The sequence below is a fragment of the Empedobacter sp. UBA5528 genome (assembly GCF_002426075.1).
In the GTDB taxonomy this organism is placed as follows: domain Bacteria; phylum Bacteroidota; class Bacteroidia; order Flavobacteriales; family Weeksellaceae; genus Empedobacter; species Empedobacter falsenii_B.
Genome location: NZ_DINY01000026.1, coordinates 66,262 through 72,511 on the forward strand (window position 1 = coordinate 66,262; position 6,250 = coordinate 72,511).

The following is a 6,250-nucleotide window of genomic DNA, read 5'->3' on the forward strand; positions in this document are numbered from 1 at the left end:
TTCTATAAAATCAATTACTTTTACTCAAAACCTAATTAATTTGTGATAATAGATTTTCCTGTATCCATTGAAATTTTTGGACACTCAGTCTTAGTTCATCCTATTCTCGAATCGGTCGGAATTTTTATTGCGATGCGTTATTATGCATTTCTACGAAAACGAAACAAATCAAGTTTATCGACAACACAATCGTTTAGTATAATTATAGGCGCATTAATTGGAGCGCTTTTGGGCTCTAAAATAATTGGAACATTAGAAAATCCGCAAGCTCTTTTGGATGCAGAAAATCCTTTTCTCTTTTTCTGGACAAGTAACACAATCATAGGTGGTTTAACCTTTGGTTTAATTGGTGTAGAACTCACAAAAAAGATAATTAGATACAAAGAAAGTACAGGCGATTTGATTACTTTTCCTTTGATTTTAGCGATGATAATTGGACGAATTGGTTGCTTTTTAACAGGCGTTTATGAACAAACATATGGAATAGAAACAACATCTATTTTCGGAATGGATTTAGGCGATGGATTGTTACGTCATCCAGTTGCTTTGTACGAAATTGTTTACCTTATTTTGCTTTGGATAGTTTTAAAAATCGTTCAGAAAAAATATATTTATCCTTCTGGATATTTGTTTCAAATCTTTATGCTGGCTTATTTTGTGTTTCGTTTCTGTTTAGATTTTATCAAACCAATACATCCCATTTTTTTAGGATTAAGTTCTATTCAAATTACTTGTGTTGGTGTTATTTTTTATTATATCTTTAAGTTATCACAACTTAAATCTAACTAATGGAATCTTTATTTACAATTGTTTTTATTTTACTTCTTATTGGTTCTGTACTTTCTGTAGCAGGTTTTATTTTGTACTTATTTACAAAGAATAAAAATGAGATAGAAAGTGTAGAAATGTCTCTAAAACTAATGGTTTGGGGAATAGGGATTTTACTTGCTTCGGGTTCAATTTGTGGCTTAATTTTAATTGGAAACTAATATGATATATTCAGTAATATTTGCAGAAGGAGGATTTGGAAACGATTTTATTTATGTTATTATAGCAATTTTAGCAGTAATTGCACTTATTGGAGGCGCTGTTGGAACAGTAATTTCGCTAATCATAAATTCTATTTCTGGAAAAAGTAAATCTTCAAAATACTATTTAATGATTTTTGGAATGTGTGCATTGGTTACACTTATTATTTCAGGAATGGTTTGTGGATCTATGTAAACATCGTACCTTTCATTAAAACTTAAATCTACTTAAAACTTATATTATGCCGGTTAGAAATTACACGTATTACGATTATACAATTTCACTTTGTCCAGAATGTTTAAAACGTGTTGGTGCAAAAATTATTATCGAGGACGAGAATGTTTTTATGACAAAACGTTGTCCAGATCATGGTTTCTTCAAAACAAAAATAGCAACGGATGTCGATTATTATAAAAACATAAGAAATTACAATAAAGCATCAGAAATGCCTTTGCATTTTGAGACAGATGTAGAATATGGTTGTCCGTACGATTGTGGTTTGTGTGTCGATCACGAGCAACATTCGTGTTTATCAATTGTTGAGGTGACGGATCGATGCAATTTAACGTGCCCTACTTGTTACGCCATGTCATCGCCACATTACGGTTCTCATCGTAGTTTAGAGCAAATAGAAGCGATGTTTGATACCATTGTTAAAAATGAAGGCGAACCCGATGTGGTTCAAATTAGTGGCGGAGAGCCAACAATTCATCCACAATTTTTTGAGATTATGGAAATTGCAAAATCAAAACCAATTAAACATTTGATGTTGAATACAAACGGAATTAGAATTGCGAATGATCCAGGTTTTGCAGAAAAATTAGCAACTTATGCACCAGAATTTGAAGTTTATTTACAATTTGATTCATTTAAAAAAGAAGTTTTAGAAGATTTTCGAGGAAAAGATTTGACAGATGTTCGAATGAAAGCTTTAGAAAAATTGAATGAATTAAATCTTTCTACAACTTTGGTTGTTGTTCTTCAAAAAGATAAAAATACGGATGAAATTGGAAAAATCATCGATTTTGCTTTAAAACAAAAATGTGTACGTGGAGTTACTTTTCAACCTGTAGAAATTGCAGGCCGAAACAGAGAAGACTCTATTCATGAAAAAATTACCTTAACGGAAGTTCGTCAAGAGATTCTGAATCAATATCCTCTTTTCAATGGAGATGATATTATTCCGGTTTCGTGTAATCCTGATGCTTTGGCAATGGGATATATGTTAAAATTAAATGACGAGGTAATTCCGTTAACACGCTATATAAATCCTGCCGATTTATTGAATAACGAATCAAAAAATACAATTGTTTACGAACAAGATGAAGAATTGAAAGTACAGTTGTTGGATATTTTTAGCACAGGAATTTCTGTGGATAAAGTACAACCAAAAATGAATCAGTTGCTTTGTTGTTTACCAGAAGTTTGCGCGCCCGAATTGGATTTAGATTACGATAATTTGTTCCGAATAATCATTTTGAATTTTATGGATGCACATGATTTTGATGTTCGTGCTGTTAAAAAGTCTTGCGTACATATCGTCAACAAAGATTTGAAATTAATTCCATTCGAAACAATGAATTTATTTTATCGTGACGAAAAAGCTGCTTATTTAGAAGAATTGAGAAAAGAGGATAAAGTGTTGTTTTAGATGATGATGACAAATTGCTTATTTTTTGGAGATAGTATTACCTACGGCGAATATGACGGGGTTTTGGGAGGTTATGTAGAAATTTTGAAACGTTATTGCCATGCTGAGTTTTATAATAACAATGCAAACGAAGTCAATTGTTTTAATCTCGGAATAGGAGGAGAGACAACAGAAGGTTTAATGAAACGATTTGAAGTTGAGACAAAAGCGCGCTTTTCTCCTGACGAAAATCTAATTTTCTTTTTTTATGGCGCAAATGATTTAGCTGAAAGAAATGATTTAGAATTGGTTTCTCTTGTTAATTTTGAATCAAATCTTTTTGAAGTAATTTCTCAAGCAAAAGAATTTACAGTTAACATTTATGTGATAAGTATTTTACCAATCTCTAAAACGGTTGATGGAATAAAAGTTCCTNNGTTTTAATTCAACTAAAGAAGAATTTCTTTCAAAAGATGGTATTCATCCAAATGAAAAAGGATATCAATTTATCGCAAATCAAATCAAACCGATTGTAGAGAAATATTTGTAAAATCTATTTTTGTTGAATTTGACTTCTGTAATATGGAATGATATAATCTTTAAAAAATAAAAAAGTCATTGATCCAGCTATACATGTAAATGGTGCGTTTTGGCTTGTTCCAGTTGGTGAGATCTAAGAAATTAATAATCCAACTAAATATCCGCATAAAGCGTAATAACCAATTTTCAGAATTATTCTTAATGCTTTGTTTTTCATTTTATTAGTGTTTTAATGAAGATATGGTTTTTATTGATAGTAAACAAAATAATCTTTATTCATTATAAATAACTCATTTTGGTTTTGTAACTTTGTTCGCGAAAGTTTATGGTAATTTTTCAAATAAAAAATTAGTATTAACAAACGAAATTTTCTTCGGGGCAAGGCGAAATTCCTTACCGGCGGTTATAGTCCGCGACTCCTTTAACAACTGTTATTGGACTGATTTGGTGAAACTCCAAAACCGACAGTATAGTCTGGATGAGAGAAGAAAATTGAACACAACTGAAAGTCATGAGTGATAAGTGTTAAGTTCTGAGTGAAAAACTCATGACGCACAACTTTGAGCTTATTACTTAACAATGTGTTTCGCCCTGAAGTGATGTTTCATGATAAAACAAAAATCAAATGAAAACAATCACACAATTTGGCTCAACAGCCAATGAAAGAATTGCAAATGCAATAAAAGATCTACAAAACGGAAAAGGAATTTTATTAATTGATGATGAAAATCGTGAAAACGAGGGTGATATCATTTTTCCTGCTTCCACAATTACTGCGCCTGATATGGCTTTATTGATTCGTGAATGTAGCGGTATTGTTTGTCTGTGTCTTACACAAGAAAAAGCAGATGAATTGGAGCTAAATCCTATGGTCGAAAACAATAACTCACGTTTTCATACTGCATTTACAGTAACTATTGAAGCAAAAGAAGGTGTAACAACTGGTGTTTCTGCAGCCGATCGTATACAAACGATAAAAACAGCAATTAATCCAATTGCAAAACCGACTGACCTTAATCGACCTGGACATGTTTTTCCTTTAATTGCTCGTCCAAAAGGCGTTATGGAACGTCGAGGACATACAGAAGGAAGTATTGATATTGTGAAATTAGCAGGTTTAGGAAATGAAGCAGTTTTGTGCGAATTGACAAATGTTGATGGTACAATGGCGAAAGTTCCGCAAATTATAGATTTTGCCGAAAAACATGAAATGACTGTTTTGACAATTGAGGATATTTACGAATATCGTCTTCAATTAGAGGAGAAAAAACAATTAGAATTCGCTTAAATTAAACAATAAAATACATCATAAACTTTCAAAAATCTTCGGGTAGAAATACACGAAGATTTTTTTTGATTTTATACAAAATTTATTATCCAAAATCAAGGTAATTTTGAATAAAATCAATGTACATTTAAAAACTTAAAATTCAAATTACAAAATGACATCAGAGGAGAAAGTTCCATCCGTTTGGAAAAATAAAGAATTTATTCCATTCATATTTTTAAGGTTTTCCTTAATCTTTGCTTTATTCATTCAGAGTACGTCTGTTGCGTACGAAATTTTTAAAGTCACTCAGAAAGAAATTTTTCTTGGATTAATTGGTTTAGCCGAGTTTTTACCAATTCTTTTAACTGCTTTTTATGCGGGACAATTGGTCGATAAATTGGATAAACGGATGATCTTGGTACGAAGTATTGGTTGTTTTATGACCGCTTCTTTTGTCTTGATGATTGTTAACTTTCCGTCAGTTCGCCAAGCAATCGGAATTCCTGTTTATTTGGGAATCTGTTATTTTGCATTTTTCATTTTAGGATTGACAAGATCCTTTAGCGGACCAGCTTTATTTGCACTTTTAGCCTTAGTTGTCCGTAAAGAAAACTACACAAAAGCAATTCCAGTTTCTTCGTCTGCATTTATGATTGGATCAGTTTTAGGACCTTTGGCAGGAGGAGTTATTTTAGCAAAATTTGGTATTGAAGCCGCTTTGATAACCGCTTTTACAATTATGTGTATTTCGATGGTGATGATATTATTAATTTCTAAAAAACCAGCAGAAATATCAGAATCAGAATCGACAGAATCGCCAATGATACGTATCAAAGAAGGTTTGAGATTTATTTGGGGAACGCCAATTATATTAGCTGTTTTGAGTTTGGATATGTTTGCGGTTTTCTTTGGTGGAGCAGAATCGTTGTTACCAGCTTTCGTTGAAAAAGTATTGAATCAAGGTTCTGAAGCTTTTGGATTATTACGTTCAGCACATGGAATTGGATCGATTATAATGATGTTTTTCTTGTCGATGATTCCAAGTTTATTAAAAGGAAATGTTGGACCAAAATTATTGGGAGCAGTCGCAATGTTTGGTATTTGCATTATATCTTTCGGATTTAGTCAAAATCTGTATTTATGTTTTGTGATTTTGATGTTTGGAGGTGCTTTTGATGCAATTTCGATGGTAATTCGTCAAAGTATTTTACAAATTAAAACGCCCGAAAATTTGAAAGGTCGTGTTTCATCTGTCAATTCAATATTTGTGAGTTCTTCTAACGAATTAGGAGCTTTAGAAAGTGGAATTGCTGCAACATTTTTAGGGTTAGTTCCAGGAATTATTTTTGGTGGAACAATGACAATTTTAACCGTAATTTTAATTGCATTTTTCATCAAACCTATTCGAAAAGTAACCTTAGAATAAAATATTAAGATAAAAAGAAGTAAAGGTTTTAAAATAAAGTAAAGCGAATCAATTGATTCGCTTTTTTGTTATCTTTAAGAAAATAATTATCAATGAAATCTATTGTTTACTTTTTACTTTTAGGATTTGGTTTGTTGAGTTGTAATAAGGATGAAATTAAAATAAAGGTTGATAAAGTCGAAAATAATATGATACACTTTACAATCAAGAATAACTTCGAAAAAGAATCAATTCGCTTTTTAAAACCTAAACATAATTATTTATGTTATGAAGGAAGTAGTCCTATTAATAATATCTATAAAGATTTTTACATCTTAGATTTTATAAACAGATACTGTAATCTTCCCCTTGTTAA

General features: G+C 31.3%; 8 protein-coding genes and 1 riboswitch. All 8 genes read left to right on the forward strand.

Annotation, left to right across the window (positions count from 1 at the left end; genetic code table 11):
• Positions 1 to 42 precede the first annotated feature (42 nt).
• Complete coding sequence (locus B4L98_RS05850; protein WP_312067361.1) at positions 43 to 789, forward strand: prolipoprotein diacylglyceryl transferase; 747 nt, start codon at positions 43 to 45, stop codon at positions 787 to 789.
• On the forward strand, positions 789 to 989 hold the full coding sequence (locus tag B4L98_RS05855) for a hypothetical protein (RefSeq protein ID WP_114999701.1): 201 nt from the start codon (positions 789 to 791) through the stop codon (positions 987 to 989). Before B4L98_RS05850 ends, B4L98_RS05855 begins: the two co-directional genes overlap by 1 nt.
• Before the next feature lies 1 nt (position 990).
• A complete protein-coding gene (locus B4L98_RS05860; RefSeq protein ID WP_114999703.1) occupies positions 991 to 1,224 on the forward strand; it encodes a hypothetical protein in 234 nt (77 codons plus the stop codon).
• 46 nt (positions 1,225 to 1,270) lie between these two features.
• Positions 1,271 to 2,680 (forward strand): radical SAM protein, encoded by a 1,410-nt coding sequence (locus tag B4L98_RS05865; protein ID WP_280037369.1) that lies wholly within the window; start codon positions 1,271 to 1,273, stop codon positions 2,678 to 2,680.
• Between the two features lie 6 nt (positions 2,681 to 2,686).
• Positions 2,687 to 3,103, forward strand: coding sequence for an SGNH/GDSL hydrolase family protein (locus B4L98_RS05870; protein WP_291077762.1), 417 nt, complete (start codon positions 2,687 to 2,689; stop codon positions 3,101 to 3,103).
• Between the two features lie 461 nt (positions 3,104 to 3,564).
• Positions 3,565 to 3,693: riboswitch (FMN riboswitch) on the forward strand.
• 131 nt (positions 3,694 to 3,824) lie between these two features.
• Entirely contained in the window at positions 3,825 to 4,487 is a 663-nt protein-coding gene (ribB, locus tag B4L98_RS05880) for a 3,4-dihydroxy-2-butanone-4-phosphate synthase (protein ID WP_114999705.1), read from the forward strand.
• Between the two features lie 154 nt (positions 4,488 to 4,641).
• Positions 4,642 to 5,895: an MFS transporter gene (locus B4L98_RS05885; protein WP_286496264.1), complete on the forward strand. Its 1,254-nt coding sequence runs from the start codon at positions 4,642 to 4,644 to the stop codon at positions 5,893 to 5,895.
• Between the two features lie 92 nt (positions 5,896 to 5,987).
• On the forward strand, positions 5,988 to 6,250 hold a 263-nt coding region (locus tag B4L98_RS05890; RefSeq protein ID WP_291048153.1), incomplete at its 3' end, for a hypothetical protein.

Coding starts and splice junctions, on each gene's coding strand:
- ribB (WP_114999705.1), top strand. CDS start 3,825: ATGAAAACAATCACACAATTTGGCTCAACAGCCAATGAAAGAATTGCA.
- B4L98_RS05865 (WP_280037369.1), top strand. CDS start 1,271: ATGCCGGTTAGAAATTACACGTATTACGATTATACAATTTCACTTTGT.
- B4L98_RS05855 (WP_114999701.1), top strand. CDS start 789: ATGGAATCTTTATTTACAATTGTTTTTATTTTACTTCTTATTGGTTCT.
- B4L98_RS05885 (WP_286496264.1), top strand. CDS start 4,642: ATGACATCAGAGGAGAAAGTTCCATCCGTTTGGAAAAATAAAGAATTT.
- B4L98_RS05860 (WP_114999703.1), top strand. CDS start 991: ATGATATATTCAGTAATATTTGCAGAAGGAGGATTTGGAAACGATTTT.